Origin of the sequence: Brevibacillus sp. AY1, assembly GCF_029870785.1 — a bacterium.
GTDB classification, from domain to species: Bacteria; Bacillota; Bacilli; order Brevibacillales; family Brevibacillaceae; genus Brevibacillus; species Brevibacillus invocatus.
Genome location: NZ_JAFLPN010000006.1, coordinates 137,558 through 157,999 on the forward strand (window position 1 = coordinate 137,558; position 20,442 = coordinate 157,999).

General features: G+C 51.8%; 16 protein-coding genes. 14 read left to right on the forward strand and 2 right to left on the reverse strand.

Annotated elements, in window-relative coordinates:
• Positions 1 to 15: 15 nt before the first annotated feature.
• The 7 genes from JZI27_RS08400 to JZI27_RS08430 are packed head-to-tail and all read left to right on the forward strand — an operon-like array spanning position 16 to position 8,577.
• Positions 16 to 981, forward strand: a complete 966-nt coding sequence (locus tag JZI27_RS08400; RefSeq protein ID WP_251243508.1) for a GDP-mannose 4,6-dehydratase — start codon at positions 16 to 18, stop codon at positions 979 to 981.
• A gap of 20 nt (positions 982 to 1,001) precedes the next feature.
• On the forward strand, positions 1,002 to 2,408 hold the full coding sequence (locus JZI27_RS08405) for a UDP-glucose dehydrogenase family protein (RefSeq protein ID WP_280207277.1): 1,407 nt from the start codon (positions 1,002 to 1,004) through the stop codon (positions 2,406 to 2,408).
• Positions 2,405 to 3,988 carry a N,N-dimethylformamidase beta subunit family domain-containing protein gene (locus tag JZI27_RS08410; protein WP_251243506.1) on the forward strand — a complete coding sequence of 528 codons (1,584 nt, stop codon included), beginning with the start codon at positions 2,405 to 2,407 and terminating at the stop codon, positions 3,986 to 3,988. The genes JZI27_RS08405 and JZI27_RS08410 overlap by 4 nt, the downstream gene beginning before the upstream one ends.
• On the forward strand, positions 3,988 to 5,511 hold the full coding sequence (locus tag JZI27_RS08415; RefSeq protein WP_280207278.1) for an asparagine synthetase B family protein: 1,524 nt from the start codon (positions 3,988 to 3,990) through the stop codon (positions 5,509 to 5,511). The genes JZI27_RS08410 and JZI27_RS08415 overlap by 1 nt, the downstream gene beginning before the upstream one ends.
• A complete protein-coding gene (locus JZI27_RS08420; RefSeq protein ID WP_280207279.1) occupies positions 5,508 to 6,710 on the forward strand; it encodes a glycosyltransferase family 4 protein in 1,203 nt (400 codons plus the stop codon). Before JZI27_RS08415 ends, JZI27_RS08420 begins: the two co-directional genes overlap by 4 nt.
• Positions 6,698 to 7,774 carry an NAD-dependent epimerase/dehydratase family protein gene (locus tag JZI27_RS08425; RefSeq protein ID WP_251243503.1) on the forward strand — a complete coding sequence of 359 codons (1,077 nt, stop codon included), beginning with the start codon at positions 6,698 to 6,700 and terminating at the stop codon, positions 7,772 to 7,774. Before JZI27_RS08420 ends, JZI27_RS08425 begins: the two co-directional genes overlap by 13 nt.
• A complete protein-coding gene (locus JZI27_RS08430) occupies positions 7,771 to 8,577 on the forward strand; it encodes a WecB/TagA/CpsF family glycosyltransferase (RefSeq protein ID WP_280207280.1) in 807 nt (268 codons plus the stop codon). Before JZI27_RS08425 ends, JZI27_RS08430 begins: the two co-directional genes overlap by 4 nt.
• 102 nt (positions 8,578 to 8,679) lie before the next feature.
• Here the strand turns inward: JZI27_RS08430 and JZI27_RS08435 are convergent, their stop codons facing one another.
• A complete protein-coding gene (locus JZI27_RS08435; protein ID WP_280207281.1) occupies positions 8,680 to 11,028 on the reverse strand; it encodes a GH39 family glycosyl hydrolase in 2,349 nt (782 codons plus the stop codon).
• A 132-nt stretch (positions 11,029 to 11,160) separates the two neighbouring features.
• Between JZI27_RS08435 and JZI27_RS08440 the strand changes: the two genes are divergently transcribed.
• The 6 genes from JZI27_RS08440 to JZI27_RS08465 all read left to right on the forward strand — a co-directional run bounded on the left by JZI27_RS08440 (position 11,161) and on the right by JZI27_RS08465 (position 19,381).
• Complete coding sequence (locus tag JZI27_RS08440; RefSeq protein ID WP_280207282.1) at positions 11,161 to 12,381, forward strand: glycosyltransferase family 4 protein; 1,221 nt, start codon at positions 11,161 to 11,163, stop codon at positions 12,379 to 12,381.
• Positions 12,375 to 14,096: a glycoside hydrolase family 9 protein gene (locus tag JZI27_RS08445; protein WP_280207283.1), complete on the forward strand. Its 1,722-nt coding sequence runs from the start codon at positions 12,375 to 12,377 to the stop codon at positions 14,094 to 14,096. Before JZI27_RS08440 ends, JZI27_RS08445 begins: the two co-directional genes overlap by 7 nt.
• Before the next feature lie 220 nt (positions 14,097 to 14,316).
• Entirely contained in the window at positions 14,317 to 15,594 is a 1,278-nt protein-coding gene (gene dpaL / locus JZI27_RS08450; RefSeq protein ID WP_280207284.1) for a diaminopropionate ammonia-lyase, read from the forward strand.
• The gene (locus JZI27_RS08455) at positions 15,591 to 16,748 is read left to right on the forward strand and encodes an ArgE/DapE family deacylase (protein ID WP_280207285.1); all 1,158 of its coding nucleotides are present in this window, start codon (positions 15,591 to 15,593) and stop codon (positions 16,746 to 16,748) included. The genes dpaL and JZI27_RS08455 overlap by 4 nt, the downstream gene beginning before the upstream one ends.
• 73 nt (positions 16,749 to 16,821) lie before the next feature.
• A complete protein-coding gene (locus tag JZI27_RS08460) occupies positions 16,822 to 18,606 on the forward strand; it encodes a sigma-54-dependent Fis family transcriptional regulator (RefSeq protein ID WP_280207286.1) in 1,785 nt (594 codons plus the stop codon).
• A 40-nt stretch (positions 18,607 to 18,646) separates the two neighbouring features.
• Positions 18,647 to 19,381: a hypothetical protein gene (locus JZI27_RS08465; protein WP_280207287.1), complete on the forward strand. Its 735-nt coding sequence runs from the start codon at positions 18,647 to 18,649 to the stop codon at positions 19,379 to 19,381.
• On the opposite strand, the gene JZI27_RS08470 is transcribed toward JZI27_RS08465, so the two are convergent.
• On the reverse strand, positions 19,374 to 19,595 hold the full coding sequence (locus tag JZI27_RS08470; protein ID WP_280207297.1) for a sensor histidine kinase: 222 nt from the start codon (positions 19,593 to 19,595) through the stop codon (positions 19,374 to 19,376). The genes JZI27_RS08465 and JZI27_RS08470 overlap by 8 nt on opposite strands.
• A gap of 206 nt (positions 19,596 to 19,801) precedes the next feature.
• Between JZI27_RS08470 and lepB the strand changes: the two genes are divergently transcribed.
• Complete coding sequence (gene lepB, locus JZI27_RS08475; RefSeq protein ID WP_122908632.1) at positions 19,802 to 20,362, forward strand: signal peptidase I; 561 nt, start codon at positions 19,802 to 19,804, stop codon at positions 20,360 to 20,362.
• The last annotated feature ends 80 nt before the right edge of the window (positions 20,363 to 20,442 follow it).

Genomic DNA, 20,442 nt, shown 5'->3' on the forward strand with positions numbered 1-20,442 from the left:
CAGGAGGAGCTGTTTATGAAAACGCTGATAACAGGTGTGGCTGGGTTCCTGGGTTCCCATCTGTTGAAAACACTGCTGGAACAGGGGAAGCACGTAATCGGACTGGATAACCTGTCCACTGGTCGCATGCAAAATATAGAGTCGGCGAGTCATCATCCGAGCTTTCAATTTTGTCGATTTGACGTATCCGATCCTGCTGTTCTCCAACTCGACTTGCTCATGGATGTCTCGGAGATTTATCATCTCGCGTCTCCTGCATCACCGAAATTTTATCAGCATGAACCCTTTGCTACGATCTCTGTCAATACCATCGGCACCCAGCACATGCTGGAACTGGCGCGTATGAACAACGCCAAGCTGCTGTATGCGAGCACGAGTGAAGCGTATGGAGATCCTGTCATGCATCCACAGCCCGAGGAGTATTGCGGCAATGTCAACACATGGGGGCCGAGGGCTTGCTACGATGAGGCAAAGCGTCTAGGCGAAGTGCTCTGCTACGAGTATTTTCAACGCTTTGGCGTCCAGGTAAAGGTGGCGAGGATTTTCAATACGTACTCAGCGGGATTGCGCAACGACGATGGACGCGTCATCTCCAACTTTGTCACGCAGGCATTGACGGGAGCAGATATCACCGTGTATGGAGACGGAAAGCAGACGCGTTCTTTCTGCTATGTCGATGACAATATTCGCGCACTGCAGCTCATGATGGATAGACAGGAGGCGACCGGAGAGATCATCAACATCGGAAATCCCAGCGAATATCAAATCCTGGATGTGGCCGTCATGGTGAAGCGCATGTGCGAATCGCGCAGCACCATCACTTTCCATCCACTGCCGCAAGATGATCCCAAGGTGCGGCGCCCCGTTATTGAGAAAGCGAAAAATCTGCTAGATTGGCAGCCGCATGTAAATCTGGAGGAAGGGCTTCGCCGTACGATCAAAGCGTACAGAGGGCAGATGATAGAACGCGTCCAGTCGTGAGTGTAGAGGGGGAAAACGGTATGAAGGTCGTTTGCATCGGAGCAGGATATGTCGGTAGTGTGACGGGAACCGCGTTGGCAGCGAACGGTCACCAGACAACGGTAGTCGATATTGACCCGGATAAAATGGATCGGTTGAATCGGGGAGAGAGTCCGATCTTCGAGCCAGGAATGGATACTCTGGTACCGGAGCTGATCGGAAAAAGCCTGTTTGCGACTAACTCGTACGATCCAGTGGCGGATGCAGAGATCATCTTCATCGCAGTGGGAACACCGTCAGGCGCAGACGGGTCTGCTGATCTGCGCTATATCAAAGCGACTGCCAAACAGATCGGGAAGCACTTGTCGTCAGACCGTTTTACCGTGATTGCCATGAAATCGACGGTGCCGGTCGGAACGGCAGACCTGGTCACTGCGATACTGGCTGAAGCGTCGGGGCTGACTGCCGAAACTCATTTTACCGTCGTCAGCAATCCGGAGTTTTTGCGAGAAGGCTATGCGTTGGAGGATGTTTTTTTTCCGGATCGCATCGTGATTGGGAGTGTTCATCCACAGGGCTTGAAGCAGATGAGGCAGCTGTACCAGAATCTCGTCGCGAGGGAAGGGTACGAGCGTCTCACTCCACACTTCGCGTTTCAGTATGATCTGAACGCACCCCGGGCGAACTATTTTGAGACGGATACCAAGAGTGCGGAGCTGATCAAGTACGCATCGAATGCGTTTCTGGCAGTAAAAATCAGCTATATCAACGAGGTAGCCCGATTGTGCGAGGTGATCGGCGGCAACGTACAGGACATCGCTGCGGGCATGGGGATGGATAGCCGCATCGGTCATAAGTTTCTGCAGGTATCCAGCGGCTGGAGCGGCAGTTGTTTTCCAAAGGATACAGCCGAAATCCTCTCAACCAGTGAAAAGTACGGGAGTGAATTGATGGTGGTCAAGGCTGCTGTCGCTTCCAATGAACGGATGCACATGCATGTGGTGGAAAAGCTGATTCGACGGTTGAAATCCCTCAACGGCAAACGAATCGGCATTTTGGGACTCTCGTTTAAGCCGAACACAGATGATGCGCGAAAAACGCAGGCTTCATTCATCATAGAAAAGCTGCTCGAGCGGGGGGCGCTGGTCCGGGTGCATGATCCCCAGGGAATGAGCATGTTCCGTGCTTTGAACCCTGATTTCCCGATCGAGTACTGTCATGATCCCATTCAGACAGGGCGCCTGGCTGACGCCGTATTGCTGCTGACACATTGGCAGGAGTATCAGGAAATCGATTGGCATCAGCTCGCTAGTCTGATGCGTCAGCCTTATGTACTGGATACACGCAACTTTTTGAACCCGACTGAAATTCAAAAGGCGAACATTCATTATGAGGGAATGGGTGTGTCGGAGCAACCGATCTCCCCAGTCGGTGTGATCGGCCAATGAACGAAGAAAAAGATCGGATTACAAGGCGGGCGTTTTTGAAGTATACGATGCTTTCGGGGGTCCTGCTGACACTGGGAAATATCCCGGTGCTTCATAAAAAGTGGATGCTGGCGACAGCGGCACCTGCTTTTGCCATGCCTGAACGCAAAAAGTACCCCAGAAAATCTTTCATAGCAGAGGAAAATGCAAAGCCCGGTCATGCAGACTGGAAGGTCACCAGGCCGGCTGCAGGAGAAATTCAGGGTTACGCATCCGTGACGAGTGTGGTAGCAGGGGAGAAGCTGGGACTGCATATCAGCACGAAGACGAGCGGGCACAGGTACAAGCTGGAAGTTTTTCGGTTGGGCTATTACCAAGGCAAGGGAGCGAGGCTTGTCTTCTCCAAGACAGGCCTGATCGGGCAAGCACAGGGATGGTGGTCCAAGCAGTCTGGGAGAAACGGCCTGCCTGAACCAGATCCGAAGACAAAGCTATTGGATCTGAACTGGAAGCAATCTTTCGAACTGACGATCCAGGAGGATTGGGTGACAGGCTACTACATCGTCAGACTGACGGAAGAAGAAGGATTTCAAAACTATATTCCGTTCTTGGTGCGCGATGAGACATACGAGCATGATCTGATGGTTCAGTCTTCCGTGACGACCTGGCATGCCTACAGCGCTTGGGGAGGGTACGGGTACTACGGGCATTACGACGATCAGACAGGCGCATACATCGAGTATGACGATGATCCCAAGAATACGGCTGTCGTCATTTCCTACAACCGCCCGTACGAACAATACTACGGCTCAGGAGATTTGTATCTGGAGTACCCCACTGTTTACTGGCTGGAATCCAAGGGCTATGACATCGGTTATGTGACGAATATGGACACCCATCTGGGACGGGTTAAATGGATACCCAAAGGCTTTGTTTCCATTGGACACGATGAGTATTACTCACGTCAAATGAGACAGTATGTGGAGCGATTGCGAGATATGGGGGTCAACCTGGCATTTTTCGGTGCAAACGACCTGTACTGGCAAATTCGCTTAGATGGGCCCTCTGGGGAAAAAGCGGAGCCGCGCATTCAGACCTGCTATAAATACAGAGCGATAGAGGAAGATCCTGTTCTTCAGCGCAAACTGATGAGCACCGAATGGCGGAATATCGACGAACCGGAAAGTCAGGTTTTGGGTCAAATGTATGAAGGAATCGTCGATCATCCGCATGACTGGATTATCGACAACCCGAAGCATTGGCTATTTGAAGGTCTCAACGTCAAGCAGGGAGATATGGTGAAAGGATTGGTTGGTTGGGAGTACGACACCGTGGCCGATGATATTTTTACACCCGCCAATCTGGAAATAATTGCTGCCTCCCCCCTGATCAATACGCAGGGAGAAAAGGCAGTGGCACATACGACTATTTATCGCTACTGGACGAATTCGCTCGTCTTTGATGCAGGGACGATTTATTGGTGCTTTGGTTTGGCCAATCCCTGGGAAGATGAACGGGGGACGGTAAGTGAGATCACCCAAGGGGTAACAGCCAATCTCCTGAACAGATTTGTCCAAGCGAATCCAAAGGAGTCTACGTGATGATCCCCAATACGGAACGGCTCGTTTTTCGCCGTCAATTTATAATCGGTTCCCGAATTTTCGAACGGGATGACTGGGTTCACCTGCCACTCGATGATCGATTGTTCCTCTCTGTCCACCCAGACTTGCAAATTACCCAATCCTTCCGACAAAACAGCCAGTTGATCCTGCTCGGGTATCTGATCGATCCGGAGCATCCTGACTGGTCCAACGAAGAGATCTTGCAGGACATCCATCAGCAATGCTCGTCCTTTGAACAATTGCTGCAAGGCATGGATCACTGCGGGGGGCGCTGGATCATTCTTTACAAGGACGGGAAGCAGCTTAAGCTTTTTCATGATGCGTGCGGCATGCGACAGGTGTTTTATACGGTTCAGCCAGAAGGCATGTGGTGTGCGTCTCAGGCGAGCACACTCGCAGATCATCTCGGAATTGAACTTGATGAGAATGAGGACCTGCAGACGTTTCTGCACTCACCCCAGTATCATCATTCTGAAAATTTTTGGCCTGGGGATGGCTCGCCTTATTGCGGAATCAAGCATCTGACTCCCAATCACTATCTGGATTTGCACAGTGGGAAAACAGCACGCTACTGGCCCAGAGCCAGACTGCAACCCATTGCCTTGCGTGAGGCCGTTCAGCAAGCGAGTAACATGCTCATCGGCTCGATGAAGGCCATAGCCAACCGCTCCGAAGTGATGCTGCCCGTCACCGCGGGATGGGACAGCCGCATCTTATTGGCTGCAAGCCGCCATGTGAGCAGCCATGTGTTCTATTACATTTCCTTGCATCCCGGATTGAAGAAAGACTCGACGGACGTCACCATACCGTCCAGATTGCTCGCACGTCTCGGCCTTCCTTTTCACGTTCTGCCGTCCATCGAGCAATTGGATGGGAGCTTTGTCAGCTTGAACAAGCAAAACACCCAAATGCGGGATTTGGCCAAATCGAGCATCATCTATCAGCACTTTTTGCGTTCCCAGGGCAAGGTGAACATCACAGGCAATCATAGCGAAATCGCTCGAGAAGCGTACTACGATTATCATCCGAAACGAGAAGTAACGGGCAGTTTTCTGGCCAAGCATGCCAGGCTGGGCAAACAGCCTTATGTCATAGATAGCTTCGAGCATTGGTCGAAGGGGATCAGAGATGCAAAGGAAAAATGGGACATCAATCCGCTGACGCTGTTTGAGTGGGAACAAATTTCCGGGAATTGGGGCGCAATTTATGTATCTGAACAAGATATTGCCATAGATGAATTCAGCCCATTCAATAATCGCAAGCTGCTGATCACCGTGCTGTCCGTCAAGCATAGCTATGGTTTGCGAAATGAGCTGTACCGGGAGATGATCCGGGAAATGTGGCCGGAGACCTTGCAGATGCCGATCAACCCTCTGCCTTTTCCGAAACTGCTCAAAGATCTCTGCAAGGAAACATTGCGAGGAGGACTGTATTACAGCTACCGGGTACTGCAAAAGGGAAGAGGACGGGGAGTTCGCAAGCGGAAGGAGGAAACGACTTGAAGAAGCCAAAAAGACGTCCCCGCGTAGCCATTGTATACAAGTCGCTCCCTCAGTATCGGCGCCGTTTTTACGAATTGCTGAAGAGTCGTTTAGAAGAGCTGGGAATCGAATTTGTCCTGATCTACGGACAGCCGGGCCATTCGGAGGCGAGCAAAAAAGATTCGATCGAGCTGCCCTGGGCGCACAAGATCAAGAACAGCATTTTTCGATTGGGGTCAAGAGAGCTGTACTGGCAGCCCTGCACACGCCTGTTGAAAGATACGGATTTGGTGATTGTGGAACAAGCAAGCAAGCTGTTGTTGAATTACTGGCTCATGCTTCAAAGCTTTTTTGGCAGAAGAAAAATGGCTTTTTGGGGGCATGGCCGCAATTTTCAGGATCACAACGCCAGCAGGTTAGGGGAATGGGTAAAGGCGTGGATGTCTCGCCGGGTGTTCTGGTGGTTTTCCTACAATGAGCGGAGTGCCAAAGTGGTAAAGGAGCTGGGCTTTCCAGCAGAGAGGATCACCGCTGTGCAAAACGCTATCGATACGCGTCAGCTCGTTCAGGCAAAAGAAACGTGGTCCCGGGAAAAGCTTATGGCGTTTAAGCGGTCGCTGGGCATCTCAAGTGATCATATAGGGCTGTATACGGGCGGAATGTATCCGGAAAAAAGGCTGCCTTTTCTCTTGGAGGCGTGTGAGCGGATTCGCAAGGCTGTCCCGGAATTTCACATGATCTTTATTGGAGCAGGTGTTGAGGATGGACGGATCAAAGAGGCGGCCAGCCGCCATGGCTGGATCCATTATGTCGGACCGAAATTTGAAGAGGAAAAAGTCCCGTACTTTATGATTTCCAAGCTGTTTCTCATGCCCGGTCTCGTGGGGCTGGCCGTCCTCGATACCTTTGCGCTTGGTGTTCCCCTCGTCACCACCAATGTCCCTTATCACAGTCCGGAGATCGAATATCTGCGGGATCAGGAAAATGGTGTCATGCTGGAAGATCCGGAAGATGTAGAGGGCTATGCTGAAAAGGTCATTGAGCTTTTGACCGATGATCAACGCCTCATGACATTACAGCAAGGGTGTGCTCGAGCCAGCCTGACTTACACGATCGAAGAAATGGCTGAGCGGTTTGCCCAAGGAATTTGTCAGGCAATGGACGCCGCCTATCCGAACAGAGCGGCGGCAGATAGGGGAGAGAATATATGGCAGTCGTAGTCGTCACAGGATCGGCGGGCTTGATCGGCTCGGAAGCAGCAGCCTTTTACGCGGCTAGAGGCTATCATGTGGTAGGAATTGACAACAATATGCGGCAGACCTTTTTTGGAGAAGAAGGATCGACGCTATGGAATCGTACGCAGCTGATCCAGGAATTCGGACATAGCTATGAACACCATGACGTAGATATACGCGATGGCGAGGAGCTGGATCGGATCTTCGCCCGTTTCGGCCAAGCGATTTCCCTGATCATTCATACAGCCGCCCAGCCTTCGCATGATTGGGCCGCAAGTCATCCGATCATGGATTTCACGGTGAATGCCAATGGCACCCTGCATCTTCTGGAAGCGGCGAGAAGCCATTGTCCGGATGCGGTCTTTGTCTTTACCTCGACCAACAAAGTATACGGTGACGCACCCAACCGATTGCCGCTGGTGGAAAAAGCAACAAGGTGGGAAGTGGAGGAGTCGCACCCGTATCACCTGGGAATCAAAGAGGATATGAGTGTCGATCAGAATATGCACTCTCTTTTCGGAGCTTCCAAGCTGGCTGCCGATATCTTGGTTCAGGAGTATGGACGATACTTCGGGCTTCGGACAGTCTGCTTTCGAGGCGGAGTATTGAGCGGCTCCAGGCAGGCTGGTGTACCCTTGCACGGGTTTATCAACTATCTGATGAAATGTGCAATGACCGGGACGGCTTATACGATTCTGGGCTACAAAGGCAAGCAGGTGCGCGATGTGATCCACGCCAAGGACGTCATCGGAGCAATCGACGCTGTGTTTACCCGACCGCCTAATCCGGGAGAGGTGTACAACCTCGGTGGCGGCATCTATTCCAATATCTCCATGCTCGAAGCGATCAAGCTGACGGAAAAGATTACCGGCCGGACAGTGGATTATCAATACCGTGATCAGCACAGGGCCGGTGATCATATCTGGTACGTAAGCGACATCCAAAAGCTGATGGACCATTATCCGGAGTGGCGCATCAGCTATTCCATCTCCATGATCATGGAAGAGATTCATGAGCAAAACAGGGAACGATGGAGCTTGGCGCGATGATCAATCAAGGCAAACATTCCGTGTTGGGCGTCCAAATATCGGCGGTGGATTACGAGTATGCCGTAGAAGAGATCATCGCACATGCACAAGAGGGAAGAGCTTTTGGTGTCTCGGCACTTGCCGTGCACGGTGTGATGACGGGTGCATTGGATGAGATACAGCGTAGAAGATTAAACGGTCTCGATCTCCTGGTGCCAGATGGTCAGCCTGTAAGATGGGGACTGCGCATCCTGCATCAGATTCGTTTGCCGGATCGTGTATATGGTCCAGAGCTGACCTTGCGCGTCATGCAGGCCACTGCGGCCAGGAAGATTCCCGTCTACCTTTACGGAAGTACTTCTGAGACGATACGCACGTTGTCGTTCAAGCTGTCGCAACGATTCCCGGAGCTGTGTATCGCAGGGGCATCTCCGTCTCGTTTTCGCAGGCTGTCTCCAGCAGAGAAGCAGGAGGTCATCCACGAGATCCAGGAGAGTGGAGCCAGGATCGTGTTTGTCGGACTTGGCTGCCCGCGTCAGGAAACCTGGGTGTATGAATACCGCAACCAGCTCCAGATGCCCTTGCTGGCTGTAGGAGCGGCGTTTGATTTTCACGCCGGACACTTGCCACAGGCTCCAGCGTGGATGCAACGCAGCGGTCTGGAATGGCTGTTTCGGCTCATTCAAGAGCCCAAAAGGCTGTGGAGGCGCTACCTGTACCTGAATCCGCTCTACCTGCTCTCCCTGTTTGCCCAGGCTGTAGGGGTGCGCAATATCCCTGTCTTGTTTCCCGATCAGCAGGTTCGTGAAGAGTCTTTTGGCTAGGCAGGCTAGCAAGCAAGCTGTAGTTTCCGTTAATCCTTTAGCCCATTAGGGCGGATATACTTTCAGATCATACAAAAAAAGCGCCTGGGAGGCGCTCATTTGCTAGCGAGGGACGACCGTTATCTGCGGGGCGGAGGAATACGTGATACGAATTCGATCTCCTGCGGACAACGTGACCATTCCTCTGGTCAATCCTGTATCATACCAAGTCGTTCCATTTCGACTCCATTCCAAGAGGGAGACGTTTCCTTTGGCGACCATGATGTCTACCGGATACGATTGTGTATTTTGGTACACGTAGGGGCTGCGTCCGGCGGTTTGGGTAGCAGGTGCGGGCAGTGCCGCTTGAGCAGTCTTTGCCAGCGGAATAAAGACAGGAGGTACGTAGGAGACGCTTTGATTTTGTTGGGAGCTTCTCGCCACACTTCCCAGTTCATAACGAGTCCCGTTCTGCTGGTAGGATACCAGATACACGTTGGTATCATTGCCCACCTTCACATAATCACCGACGTGCAGGGAATTGGCACGACTGACGACGAGAATGTGGCTGCCGCTGGTCAAGGTCCCGCTCACTCCACTCAGTGTGCCGTAGGTTCCCGAGGAAACGCAGACCCAGCCCATCCCCTCTGTTGCGATCAGATTGGCATCCGTAAAATGGATCTGATCATGGACAGAGAAGGAACCGGACATGGGTTTGACCGGTGAGTAGATCAGGTTGTAGGTGTGTGGATCGATGTTCCCGCTCTCGCTGATTTTCGTCAGCGAAATACGGGTGATATACAGCGGCTGCTTTTGTCCGGTTGGCGCCATATTCACGATGGAAATTCGCAGGTCGGGAGACGGATCGGGGTCTTCATAGCCGTAGTAAAAGGTGATTTCTCTGGTTTGAAAGGCATCCTGGGCAGGGAGTGGCATAAAGGCCTTCTCTATCAGAGGTGTCCCCATTGCGCTAACGTCCAGTCCCATCGTCCATTTGCCCGTTATTGGTGAAGAGGGCAGCTTGTAGGTAATCGACATTTTGTACAGGCTGCCTTTCGCCAGTGGCTTTCGCAGTCGTTGAACCATCTGATCGTATTGGGCGGCAGGTGTGAGGGTGATCGTCGTCTGATTGGGTGGAGCGTCTGCCCCTGCATATTTGCTCACGCTCAAATTGCCTGTCGACCAGCCAAGTGGAAAGGAATTGTCTGACATTCGCATGGAAAAATCGCCATTGTAGAGCAATTCTGTTTGGGTTTCACTATTGGGAACAATCTCGGGAAGGGTCAGATGATCATCGTATTTCTTCAGGTAGAGGGGCATGGAGGTGATCGTCACAGTTTCTGTTGCAGGGACTTGCTTTCCGTCCGCAGTTTGCATCTGACTGAGGGCAAGCTCTGGTGAGAGTTGGATCGTCGCCGTACGGTCATCATCGGTCCAGAGCACATAGCCGGAGCGCCCATCCGCGTACAGGAGCGAAATCGTGTGTAACCCTTTGGAGGAAAACGAGTACTGATGCATGGATGCACCGGTCAGCCAGTCCACTATTCGCTGATAAGCCTGGCCAGTGACGGCGACATTCGGGAGATTTTTCAGGTCTAACAAGCGAATGCGCGACCAAGGCTGATCCATTCCGTAAAACACAGCGCGCTCCATTCCAGCGATCCAGTTGCACAAAAACATGCGGTGAATGTAGGAAATAGCCAAATCGTCAGGCATTTGGATGGAGTAATCGTTTTCATCGCTTCCGTACAGGACTCCTTTGTAATAGTAGCTGTTCCAGCTGCTTTCCGTATTCCAGACAGGGAGATGACCAACACCTGCTTGCGTGACGACCTGTCGGTATTGATTGGCGAGAGTGAGCATGTCTTCTGGCGGTTTCGGATAGCCATAGAGATGAATTCCGACGATATCTATCCAGTTTTTTCCTCCTGCACGTAAAAAATCTCCCATACCGGCAACGCCATTCTCGGTCGTGTAGGTGGGGCTGATGATCTGGATTTGCGGATCAATGGCTTTCAGTACTTTATTTGCCTCCATCGTCAATTCCACCAGCTTGGCCAGGCTGCCGGAGTAAAAGCCGCTCAGATTCGGCTCATTCCACACCTCGTAGTAGCGAATTTTTCCTTTGTACTTTTGTCCCAATGCCGTCACATAATTTCGCCAATCCTGGATGTTGTAAGGCGGAATGCTGTTGAACAGATTGCCGTACGGGGAAGATGAAATTCCGCCAGTTGCCCAGTTCGGGGGCTGACCCAACTGCATGATGACATCCAAATTTTGTTGCTGTGCAAAGGCGACATACTGATCGATTTCGCCAAAAGTAAACTTCCCCTTTTCTCGTTCGATCTGACGCCAGGTGGTACCTACGCGCATCGTGCCAAATCCAAGAGGACGCATATTGCGAACATCCTGAATTTGAATCCCGAAAAATGAGCGATCTATCGGCGAGGTCACCAAAATGTTATTTTTCATGTGATTGTCCAAAACCTCCTTGTTAGCACGTGAACTTTTGCTCTCTCCATCCTATGAAAATGAGAGCATGCTTGTATCAGCGATTGTTTGATTTTTCGCAAAAAGACATCGGATTGGAGGGCAGGAAAAGCAATGAAAATACTGCTGTCTGCTTTTGCCTGTGAGCCGGATCGCGGCTCGGAGCCTGGCTTTGGATGGAATTGTGCGATAGAGCTGGCACGTCAAGGAAATGAAGTGTGGATCCTGACCAGACCGGAGGGACGCAGGGCGATCGAGGAAAGGCTGTCAAGAGAGTCGCTGCCTCATTTGCACTTCGTCATCGTGGACGACTTTCCACAGATTCGCAAGGTGATAAAAGGGAATTCGGGCTATTTTCTCAATTATTTTTATTGGCAGTATCAGGCTTACCGAACGGCCAAGCGATTAGAGAAGGAAGTATCATTTGACATCATTCATCACATCACGTTGGGAAGCCTGCAGGGAGGCTCCTGGCTGTGGCGTCTTGGAAAGCCGATGGTATTTGGTCCAGTAGGTGGCGGACAGACCGCTCCGGAAGCGTTTAAACAGTATTTTGGCGGGGAGTGGAGACAGGAAGCTGCGCGATCTTTGTTTCGATGCAAAATGGCAGCGTGGAATCCCGTCCTGCGCGGAACGATCCGTCATGCCAGCGCGACGCTTGCGACCAATCAGGATACGCTGGCAATCGCCCGGCGCATGGGCGGGAAAAATCTCTCCTTGTTTCTCGATACTTCGCTGCCACATGATTTTTTTCCGGACAACCTCCCGCAAAGAAAGGCGGATACAAGTCTGAAATTGCTCTGGGTCGGTCGTCTCATGCCGCGCAAAGCTTTGCAAATCGCCCTGGAGGCTGTGGCAAAGGTGAACCCCGAGCTTTCGATCAAGCTCTGTATCGTAGGAGGAGGACAGCTGGAGAGCCACGTTGAGAAGTGGATACAGCAATACGAGGTCGAGGATCGAGTGGAGTTTCATGGGCAGCTTCCCTGGGAGCAGGTCAAGCAGCATTATTTGACGAGCGACGTCTTTCTCTTTACCAGCTTGCGTGATTCCTTCGGGGCACAGGTGCTGGAGGCGATGGCCTATGGCTTGCCCGTGATTGTGCTGGATCATCACGGTGTACGTGATTTTGTGCCAACCACGGCGGGAATCAAGATCCCTGTCACATCTCCTGAGCAGGTGACCTCCGATATGGCAGCAGCGATCGAAGTGCTCTATCAGCAGCCGGAGGAACGAGCGCGCATGGGGTGTGCTGGCTATGATTTTGCCAAGGAACACACCTGGGAATCGTTCGGTAAAAAAATGGAGCACGTCTACAGGAAGATTCAGCCATGGTAAAGGGGATGGTGCATCTCCTGCGATGGAGATGGCTTCTCCTGCTGCTTGCCTTGATTATAGCCGGACTTTTCCTGATCCAGGGGCAGAGGCAGGAGCCTCCTCCGATGGTCGCACCGCTGCCAGTGACCAGAGAGATCAGTGTCAATCAGGTGGGCTATGCGCCAGATGCCATCAAAATGGCTTCAACTACGCTGCCAGCTTCAGAATTTACCCTCGTCGATCTCGCGGATCATCGGGTTGTGTACAGAGGGGTGCCAAAAAGCGGACCTCAGGATGGACAGACGGGGAAGCCGGTGTACCAGCTGGATTTTTCAACATTTCAAAAGCCTGGAACGTATCAGATTCATTTATCCAACGGACTGGGAAGTGCTCCCTTTCAGATTTCAGACAACGTCTTTGAAAGCATCTTCAGAATGGCGATGCGCTCCTATGAACTACAGCGTTGCGGGGTTGCAATTGACGATCCCATCTCACACGTCAATCACGAGGCGTGCCATACACTGCCTGCCATTCTATCCGCGGATGGAGGGGGAGTGCGAGATGTGACAGGTGGTTGGCATGATGCCGGGGATTACGGCAAGTACATGCCCAATGCCGGAATGACTGTCGCTTCGCTGCTGCTGCTGCAAGAGCTGACCCCGGGCACGCTGAAGCATTCCTCGCTCTCCTTGCATCGTGAAAAGAGGGATGAGCCAGACGTGCTGGCAGTCATCCGGGTAGAGCTGGATTGGATGAGGAAGATGCAAAGAGAGGACGGGGCTGTTTACCACAGTGTCAAAACAGCAGAGTTTCCTGGCATGATCAGACCGGAGGAGGATCAGGAGATTCAGTATGTAGAGCCGATCGCGACGCCGGATACGGCGATTTATGCAGCGGCGATGGCAAGAGCTGCACGCGTGTATCAAGCTTATGACGCAGATTACGCCAAGATTCTGCTGAATGCTTCGATGCAAGCATGGCGGTTTCTGGAAGGGAACGAAGAGATACTGGTTCCTGGCAAAGATCAGGCCTACCGCAGCAAAAGCGATAGTCAATCGCGTGTCTGGGCAGCAGCTGAGCTGTATGTAACGACGAGTCTGCCATTGTTTCGCAAGTATGTAGAGGAGCATTACAGCGTGTTGGAATTGCGTCCGAAGAAAATGTTCCCCGCCTATTGGCAAAACACTTCAGCTATGACCATTCTGACGCTGGCTCTGAATGATCAGTCGGATTGGGAGCTGCCTGCACTGATGCGCCAGCGCCTGATCCAGCATGCGGATCGGGTGGCAGCTACAATCGAGCAGAGGGCTTACGGGACGATTTTGAACAAAGCGGATGACTTCGATTGGGCTTCTGCCAAGAACACGCTTGGATATGGCGTACATCTGGCGTCAGCGCACAAGCTGGAACCAAAGCCCGCCTACATTCACGCGATCATCCGACAATTGGACTGGGTATTGGGAAGCAACGCACTTTCTCAGTCATTTGTCACTGGCATGGGCATGTTTTCGCCTGTCGAGCCTCATCATCGTTACACGGTTGCCAGTGGAATTCTCATTCCCGGACTTCTGGTCGGCGGTCCCAATTCACATGCCAATGACGGCATTGCACCGAAACGGCAGGGGGCGCTCAGCTATGTAGATGATCATCGTTCATATGCGACGAATGAATACGCCATTGATTACAATGCACCACTCGTTATCGTAGCGAGCTATTTGAACGAAGTGTACAATTAGCGTGTATCAAAGCCAGCAACGAACTGACGAGATTGTTAGTATCGAATTGATACAAGCAATCTCTTTTTGATACTTTTTTATCTCAAATCGATACTCATCCAGATAGTGAGCCAATTACCCTCGCGTCCAGCATCAGCGAAAGACTGGCACATTCCTTGCTTTATCTTATTTGGCAGTACGTAAAAAGATGGATACAAAAAAGCTAGGAGGATGAAAGTGTATGTCGGATATGGTTCACAAAGAAATTCGCGTAGCTATGAACAGGATGAGTCGCAAGCCATTATCCAGAGAGGGTCATTCGTTGCCCAAATATTTGTCTACACAAGCCAGTCTGTCAGCAAAAGCCTTCCATAAATCCTTTCCGAACTATCAGCCCACTCCACTCGTCAGTCTGCCGGGTTTAGCCAGCAAATGCGGGATTCGCCAGCTATACGTAAAGGACGAGTCTCATCGCTTTGGTCTGAATGCTTTTAAGGTTCTGGGAGCTTCCTATGCGATGGCTCGCTATATCTGTGAACGATTGGGCCGCTCCGTCGAAGAAGTCGATTTTGAATCGCTACGCTCAGCAGAGATTCGTCGTCAGCTCGGAGAGATCACCTTCGTTACGGCAACCGATGGCAATCACGGGAGGGCCGTCGCCTGGGCGGCTTCTCGATTGGGGCAAAAGGCGGTCGTCTTGCTGCCGAAGGGGACAGCTGTTCAAAGGGTAGAAGCGATTCGGCAGACAGGTGCTCATGCCCATGTGATCAACGGAAACTACGATGAGGCCGTCCGGCTATCCAATCAAATGGCCGAGGAGCGAGGCTGGCAGGTAATACAGGATACGGCGTGGGAAGGGTATACGACGATTCCGCAGTGGATCATGCAGGGATACACGACGATGGCGGCCGAGGCGATCGAGCAATTGGCTGATCAGGCTCCTTCATGCAAACCGACGCATCTGTTCCTGCAGGCTGGTGTGGGATCGATGGCAGCAGCGGTACTTGGACATTTTGTCCAGGCTGATCAAGGGAATGATCTCATCACGGTGATCGTAGAGCCTCATGCGGCGAACTGCATGTATCTATCAGCAGCGGCTGGAGACGGGCAGGCTCAGGTGGCGACCGGGGAGCTACAGACGATCATGGCAGGGCTTGCTTGTGGGGAGCCCAATCCGATGGCATGGCAGATCTTGCGGGATTATGCAGATGCATTTGTCAGCTGTCCGGATGACATCGCAGCCAATGGCATGCGACTGCTGGCATCACCAACAGATGAAGATGCGGCGGTTGTCAGCGGAGAGAGCGGTGCAGTCGGGATCGGACTTCTCGCAGCGATTATGCAAAAGGAAGAGCTGGCACATCTGCGAAAACAGCTGAAGCTGGATGATCATTCCGTCGTGCTTTGCTTCAGCACAGAGGGCGATACGGATCGCGAAACGTACGAGCGGATTGTCATGCACAGCGCCTATTCGGACAAATCTACACCTGCACAGGTGAGAGGAGCGTTGGAGGAATGAACATGTTGATTGAGCGTGATGCAATCGTCAGTCTGGTCCAGGAGCTGGTCCGCATCGATTCGGTCAATCCCTATCTCGATGCGGATGGTCATGGGGAACGCCAGATCGCGCGCTTTATTCGTGAACGTCTGGTAGCGAGCGGTCTGGAAGTCAACATGCAGCCAATCAATGAGACAGCGGTCAATGTCATAGCCGTATTGCGTGGAAGTGGTGGCGGCAAATCCCTTATGCTGAACGGACACATGGATACCGTCAGTGCCAAGCGGATGGAGATCCCCCCGTTTGAGCCGACCTATCAGGATGGAAACATTTACGGACGCGGAAGTCTCGATATGAAAGGAAGCCTTGGTGCGATGATTGCGGCGGTGGAGGCAATCAGCAAGGCGCAAATGACTTTGGCTGGCGACGTGATCCTGGCGTTTGTGGCGGATGAAGAATACAAGAGCATCGGCACAGAAGAGCTGGTGAAAGAGTACCGTGCTGATGCTGCGATTGTTTGTGAGCCGACAGATTTGGCGATCGGCATCGTGCACAAAGGCTTTGGCTGGGTCCGCTGCGAGGTAGAAGGAAAAGCGGCGCACGGCAGCCGACCGGCTGAAGGAGTAGACGCCATCGTACGGGCAGGCAGGGTCCTACAGGAGCTTGAGCGACTATCAGAGAACCTTGGCACAAGCAAGCACCCGATCGTAGGCGCGGCATCCGTCCACGCTTCCCTGATTCAGGGCGGGACGGAGCTGTCTACGTACCCGGACTATTGTCGTCTGGAGTGGGAGCGTAGAACCATCCCTGGAGAAACACAGCATGCGGTGGAGCAGGAAATCCAAGCGATTTTGCAAAAACTGCGGCAGGAAGACGAGTCCTTTCGCGCAGAAGCAGAGCTCTTCTTCTGGCGCGAGCCGTTCGAGGTATCGACGGATGAGCCGATTTTTCGCGCGATGCACGCGGCTTTCGAACGAAAAATGCAGCGTTCACCGGAGATTTCCGGCTTTTCCGGTTGGGCTGATTCAGCATTGCTACAGGGAGCGGGCATTCCCACCTTGCTCTTCGGGCCTGTCGGAGTAGGCTTGCACGCAGCGGTTGAATATGTGGAAGCAGACAGCCTCGTGGACATGGCTCACATCCTGGTCGAGACGATCTGTGATTTCTGCGGATAACGCCAGGGATTGTCATCGCTCTCTTGCCTCGCAAGGTATAATGGAGACAAAGCAAGCGGAGAGGGGAATCCATATGCCTTTGCGCGAAATTCAGGAGAGCGTCCAGCAGATTGCCGAAGCAGTTGCTTCCGTATTACGTGTGGAAGTGGAGATCGCTGATCATCATTTGTTGCGCATAGCTGGAACAGGTCAGACACAACCAGGTGTCTTGCGGACGATGGCAGGGGAGGATCACGTGTACCGATCCTCTCTGTTCGCTGGACAGCCGGTGGTCATCACGCACCCTGGGGAAGATGATCGCTGCAAACCTTGCATGCACTATGGAAACTGTGCCGAGACGGGAGAGATTTGCTGCCCGATCCAGATGGATGGGAAAAATGTGGGGGTCATCGGACTACTGGCTTTTGATCCATCACAGCGCGAGCGTTTGTTTACAGATGTGGACTCCATTCTCAACTTTCTGCAAAAGATTGCGGAGCTGATCGCAAGCAAGCTGAAGGAACATCTGATGTACGTAGAGCAGCAGCTGACACTGGAAAAGCTGCGCGTGCTGATGGATGAGCTGGACAAGGCCATGTTGATCGTGGATCAGTCAGACCGGATCGTACAAGCCAATCAACGTGCCAGACAGTACTTGCAGCTGCAAACATTCGCAACGGAAGGCAGTGCAAGAGCGAAAGAATGGATCACAGCGATACGCAAGGTCGACAGCTCCGGGATCACGCCGAAAAAAGTCATGCTTGCGGTGGGGGAAGAGGAAAAGGAATTCTTGTTTGCGATCAAGCCCATTCAACTGGAAGGGACTACGAGAGAATGGGTCATCACGATCGATGATGTCCGGGAAGTGGTTGAGATAGCTCGACAGGTAGGTGGCTTCGAACGACAGGATGCCTTTTCTCGCATCGTGGGCAATAGTCCCGCCATTGCGCAGGCAAAAGAAGTGGCTAGGCGTGTCGCGGACAGCGAGTCTACGGTGTTGCTGTATGGGGAGAGTGGAACTGGCAAGGAGCTGTTTGCCAAGGCTGTTCATCAGGAAAGCCAGCGTCGCAATCTGCCTTTTGTCTCGATCAATTGTGCGGCCATCCCGGAGCATTTGCTCGAAAGTGAGTTGTTCGGCTACGAAGATGGCTCTTTTACGGGTGCCCGCAGGGGAGGAAAAATCGGACTTCTGGAAGCAGCGAGTAGGGGGACTATTTTTCTGGATGAGATTGGTGACATGCCGCTGCACGTGCAAGGTAAGCTCCTCCGCGTTCTACAGGAGAGAGAAATCATGCGGGTAGGGTCGACAGGCAGAACCATCCCGCTGAAAGCCCGGATCATCGCGGCCACCCATCATGATTTGCGGAGTCGTGTAGAGCAAGGAGCATTTCGCATGGACTTGTTCTACCGTCTCTATGTAATTCCGATCTTCCTCCCATCCTTAAAGGAGCGACGCGAAGACATTTTGATCATCGCAAATGACTGTCTGCAGCGCTGCTCTCAAAGATTGGGCAAAAACGTTATCGGGTTCTCACAAGAAACGCAAGCCATTCTCTTTCATTATGACTGGCCTGGAAATGTCCGAGAGCTGGCAAACGCGATCGAATACGCTGTCAATATGGAGACATCGGCGTTGATTGAGACCAAAAGCCTGCCGCTAGAACTGCGAGAAAAGCGGGAACGGGTGGAGGTTTCAGGCAGGACAAGCACGTCGGATATGAACCTCCCGCTCAACCTCAAGGAGCTGGAGCGAGCGGCCATTCAACAGGCTTTGAGTCAAGTAGAACAGACTAGGGGACGCAAGGAGGACGCGGCTGAATGGCTTGGGATCAGCAGGGCAACCCTTTTTCGGAAAATCAAGGAATACGGGTTATCATAGGGGCAAGCGATAAGTGGAATACGAGAATAGGGGAATGCGGATGTTAGGTAACACGGTGATACCGGATCTATTACAAAGCATCATCCAGTGGGAGAAAGACATTGCACCTGAAGTCCCTTATCTAGATACTCCCACGGGCTTCTACTTAACGTTCAATGAAAACGATAACGGCGGATATCGCTGTTCACCAGTAGATTCGATCATGTTTGCAGGTACGGGCTATGACGGTATCCGCGACTTTTTTAGGCTTCATTTCTTCGGTCATGAAGGTTTGCTGCTGCTAGATTTTGAGTCGAAAGAGGAGTATATGCATTATCTCCAAAGCCAAGACGACGCACAAGCCTCCGAACATTTTGACCGTGAAAAATGGGATCGCCAAAGAGCGATAGTCCGGGAAGAAGCAGTGAAGGCTTTCAACCTCGAACCGATTGAGGACGGATTTGCGTATGTTCAGGAGCTGCAGGCCCAGCGCAAAACAGATAGAGTCTTGAAAACAGCAGACGGTTTGGGGATTGTTCCGTTGGGGGAAAGGGAAGAGACGAAGGTGTACATCCCTCATCCATGGCGAAGAATAGATTTGTCTGATGTGAATTTGAACGATTTAAAAGCCTTTGTTCATGATGCGGAGATGGAAACCCTGCTGGCATTCATACGAGATTGTCAATCGCAGTATTTCAATCATTCGGAAGTGATGCAGCTCCTGTACAACAGACTGGATCAGTATGGTTTTCATCTGGAAGCCAAACGGTTGTTGTACTGTATCGATGTCAGCTAGACGTAACGCTTATCAGCTTCCATCGGGTCAAAACGATACCGCCTTTTCCCTTTCTTGTTGGACTCAGCAATTGATTGACTACCTCCTGCTCCATTCCTTTTCCATCATCGTGTACCTCAATGAGTGTAAAATCGTTCTGCCGCGCAATCCGAATAAGGACTGTGCCGCCTTTGGACTGACGAAGGAGACCGTGCTTGACTGCATTTTCTACCAGCGGTTGGCAGAAAGATACAGGGAGGACGTTGGTCCTTGGACCGAGTAATTAGGGATTTTAAAAAAGAGATGATCATCGTGAACACGGGTTTTGATCTTTTTTTTAGATCGCCTCGCGGAGCCTTCTCCCCTTTTTTGGTTTGGACGATGTTTGTGGTATGATAGCAACTGACAGGATGTATTCGGAGGAAGGAGTGACGTTTAAACGTGAAAGAGATTTTCGGATGGGTTCGTTCGATTGGCTTTGCCATCGTACTGGCCTTGGCTTTGGGAATTTTCGTCTTTCAACCGTACAAGGTCGATGGACAATCGATGAGTCCAACTTTGCAGGATGAGCAGCGCGTTTTTGTGTCCAAACTATCGCATACCTTTTCCTATTTGCCTGAATACGGCGACATCGTTGTGATTGATAGCCGCGTGAAAAGAGATCGAACCCTGATGGATGATATGACCGGCCATCCTTTGGTGCGCATGGTTCTGGGTCAAAAAGAGGACAAATCCATGTACATCAAGAGAGTGATCGGAAAGCCTGGAGATGTGCTGGAATTTAAAGATCATCAGGTATTTCGCAATGGCGTAGCTTTAGAAGAACCGTACATCAAGGAAAAAATGGAGTACGTGTCAGACGAAATCTTGACGGTTCCTGACAACCACGTCTTTGTCATGGGCGATAATCGCAATGACAGCACGGATTCCCGAGAGCTTGGCTTTATTCCGCTCGAACACATCATGGGTTCCATGATTGAGAATCCATTTTCCTCTAAATGAATGAAGCGAGAGATGTCCCTGCTGGGGACATCTTCCTTTACGTGGTAGCGTCAGAATATTCTGTGATAAAAGAGGGGATG

Excerpts from the sequence above, each read along its gene's own strand:
- JZI27_RS08465 (WP_280207287.1), top strand. The coding sequence starts at position 18,647 with ATGTTAGGTAACACGGTGATACCGGATCTATTACAAAGCATCATCCAG.
- JZI27_RS08435 (WP_280207281.1), bottom strand. The coding sequence starts at position 11,028 with ATGAAAAATAACATTTTGGTGACCTCGCCGATAGATCGCTCATTTTTC.
- dpaL (WP_280207284.1), top strand. The coding sequence starts at position 14,317 with ATGTCGGATATGGTTCACAAAGAAATTCGCGTAGCTATGAACAGGATG.
- JZI27_RS08460 (WP_280207286.1), top strand. The coding sequence starts at position 16,822 with ATGCCTTTGCGCGAAATTCAGGAGAGCGTCCAGCAGATTGCCGAAGCA.
- JZI27_RS08430 (WP_280207280.1), top strand. The coding sequence starts at position 7,771 with ATGATCAATCAAGGCAAACATTCCGTGTTGGGCGTCCAAATATCGGCG.
- JZI27_RS08415 (WP_280207278.1), top strand. The coding sequence starts at position 3,988 with ATGATCCCCAATACGGAACGGCTCGTTTTTCGCCGTCAATTTATAATC.
- JZI27_RS08425 (WP_251243503.1), top strand. The coding sequence starts at position 6,698 with ATGGCAGTCGTAGTCGTCACAGGATCGGCGGGCTTGATCGGCTCGGAA.
- JZI27_RS08410 (WP_251243506.1), top strand. The coding sequence starts at position 2,405 with ATGAACGAAGAAAAAGATCGGATTACAAGGCGGGCGTTTTTGAAGTAT.
- JZI27_RS08400 (WP_251243508.1), top strand. The coding sequence starts at position 16 with ATGAAAACGCTGATAACAGGTGTGGCTGGGTTCCTGGGTTCCCATCTG.
- JZI27_RS08405 (WP_280207277.1), top strand. The coding sequence starts at position 1,002 with ATGAAGGTCGTTTGCATCGGAGCAGGATATGTCGGTAGTGTGACGGGA.
- JZI27_RS08440 (WP_280207282.1), top strand. The coding sequence starts at position 11,161 with ATGAAAATACTGCTGTCTGCTTTTGCCTGTGAGCCGGATCGCGGCTCG.
- JZI27_RS08445 (WP_280207283.1), top strand. The coding sequence starts at position 12,375 with ATGGTAAAGGGGATGGTGCATCTCCTGCGATGGAGATGGCTTCTCCTG.
- JZI27_RS08455 (WP_280207285.1), top strand. The coding sequence starts at position 15,591 with ATGAACATGTTGATTGAGCGTGATGCAATCGTCAGTCTGGTCCAGGAG.